Origin of the sequence: Bacillus cereus (assembly GCF_002564555.1) — a bacterium.
Classification (GTDB): Bacteria; Bacillota; Bacilli; order Bacillales; family Bacillaceae_G; genus Bacillus_A; species Bacillus_A cereus_K.
Map to the genome: position 1 here is coordinate 1 of NZ_NUVD01000051.1, position 1,723 is coordinate 1,723.

Genomic DNA, 1,723 nt, shown 5'->3' on the forward strand with positions numbered 1-1,723 from the left:
AAGTTGATGGGCATGGGGTAGCGTCAGGATTCTGACAATTTACAACGTTAAGGTTACAAACGCCGTCATATCAAGAGCTATGAGATTTGTATCAATAGGGTCTACCCTATTGATAATACTTGATATGACTAGGTTTATCTCACTATCGTTGTAAATCTGTATAATCCTGACGTGACCCCGTTTAGTTTTTAGACATATTATATAAATGTTTATTTAATTATTAACTGAGGTGAATTATTATGATAAATCCTTACTATATTAAAAACAGGGCAATAGGCGGAGTCTATACAACCCATGGAGCTCAAGCAACAATGCATGCAGTATATCATGCAATGCAGCATATGCCATACTATCAACATCCAGCTATACCTTATTATGAAACCATACAATATCATCCCTCTATAGGATATACACCTCAAAGTATATATCCTACTATTTTTACAACAATTCCACTTTATTAACCATCCTCTCGTTTTTAATTACTTTTAAACTGTACAGACAAACTCCCCCACCCCCCAAAAAAAGTGAGGGGGGTGGGGGAGTTTGTTAGATGTTGTAAAAAGGTTCCATTTTAATTTTTTCTACTGTTTCATTAATTGGAATTACCCAAAGATTATCTAAACCTCTGTTCATTATTTCAACTTCAGTTTAAATAAAATAAATAAGTTCATCTATTAAATCCCTTACCTCTGAACTTTTCGATTGTAGCTACACTCTCCATTCCTGTCTATTTTCCCAATTACTCCGTTTTGTAATCTAATTCAGACCATTGTAAGAATCAGAATCATAACTGATCAAGAGCTTTGTTAAATGCTCAACATGGTATTTCTCATCACGGCTGATAACACTGAAAATTTGTTGAACATCGGGATAAGAAATTTCAGAAGCATATTCATCATAAAGAATGGCTGTTTCTAATTCACCTTTAATATCATTTCTGATAAGATTTAGTATCAATTGTTCATCATAATTTGGTTTATAATTTTGCATTGGTTCCTTCACATAAAATTGAGTGTTCTGATAATAGACATAGGTTTCATATTGTACAGGATCGTATTTGCGTAACAACGTTAAAAACATTCCGTAATGTTTTTTTTCATCTAGCATGATCATTCTCCAAACCTTGTTAACTTCTTCCATCTTTGAGTTGGCAATATGGTAAGTATAATCATTAATTGCAGTTAACTCGGCAACCATCGCTTCCCTAATTTTGCTTGTAACAAATATGGGTTTTCCTTGCGGTTGACCTCCTGGAACTGTATAGCTCATCATGTCCCCCCTAACTAACCATTAGAATAATAATTAATTTCATGCACCTATTTGAGATAGATGTTTGATTGTTTATGAGAAATTAAGGTTTCCATTATAGGATATAATTCAGCAGTAATTAAAATTCCACAAGATTAATCAATCACTACTAATTGGAGATAAATTGTATAACATTTATTCAGCAATCGGGTGCTTTAATGGAACAATGAAAAAAGCCTAATTTCTCAGCATTAAATTACGAAATTAGGCTTTTTAATATTGAAAATTCTTTAACATTGTAAATCCGCATTTTTCTAACACTCCTCCTTACCTAAAACAAAAAAAGAGTTCTATTAACTTAAGATTCTTTTTCTTATTTTTTGAAAGTAAACTTTTAAAAATGATAACAACAATCTAATTATTTAAGGTTATTTTCATAGATATTTCTAATTTACATATTATAATTACAATATTA

General features: G+C 31.3%; 2 protein-coding genes and 1 pseudogene. 1 reads left to right on the plus strand and 2 read right to left on the minus strand.

Annotated elements, in window-relative coordinates:
• Nucleotides 1–239 precede the first annotated feature (239 nt).
• The gene (locus tag COI75_RS27375; protein ID WP_000609750.1) at nt 240–461 is read left to right on the plus strand and encodes a hypothetical protein; all 222 of its coding nucleotides are present in this window, start codon (nt 240–242) and stop codon (nt 459–461) included.
• 112 nt (nt 462–573) lie between these two features.
• Here the strand turns inward: COI75_RS27375 and COI75_RS27690 are convergent.
• Both COI75_RS27690 and COI75_RS17160 read right to left on the minus strand, forming a co-directional pair.
• Nucleotides 574–721: pseudogene (locus COI75_RS27690) on the minus strand (GNAT family N-acetyltransferase); the annotation flags it as partial.
• Nucleotides 722–756: 35 nt separating this feature from the next.
• Complete coding sequence (locus COI75_RS17160; RefSeq protein WP_000122742.1) at nt 757–1,269, minus strand: ferritin family protein; 513 nt, start codon at nt 1,267–1,269, stop codon at nt 757–759.
• Between the last annotated feature and the right edge of the window lie 454 nt (nt 1,270–1,723).

Excerpts from the sequence above, each read along its gene's own strand:
- COI75_RS27375 (WP_000609750.1), top strand. The coding sequence starts at position 240 with ATGATAAATCCTTACTATATTAAAAACAGGGCAATAGGCGGAGTCTAT.
- COI75_RS17160 (WP_000122742.1), bottom strand. The coding sequence starts at position 1,269 with ATGAGCTATACAGTTCCAGGAGGTCAACCGCAAGGAAAACCCATATTT.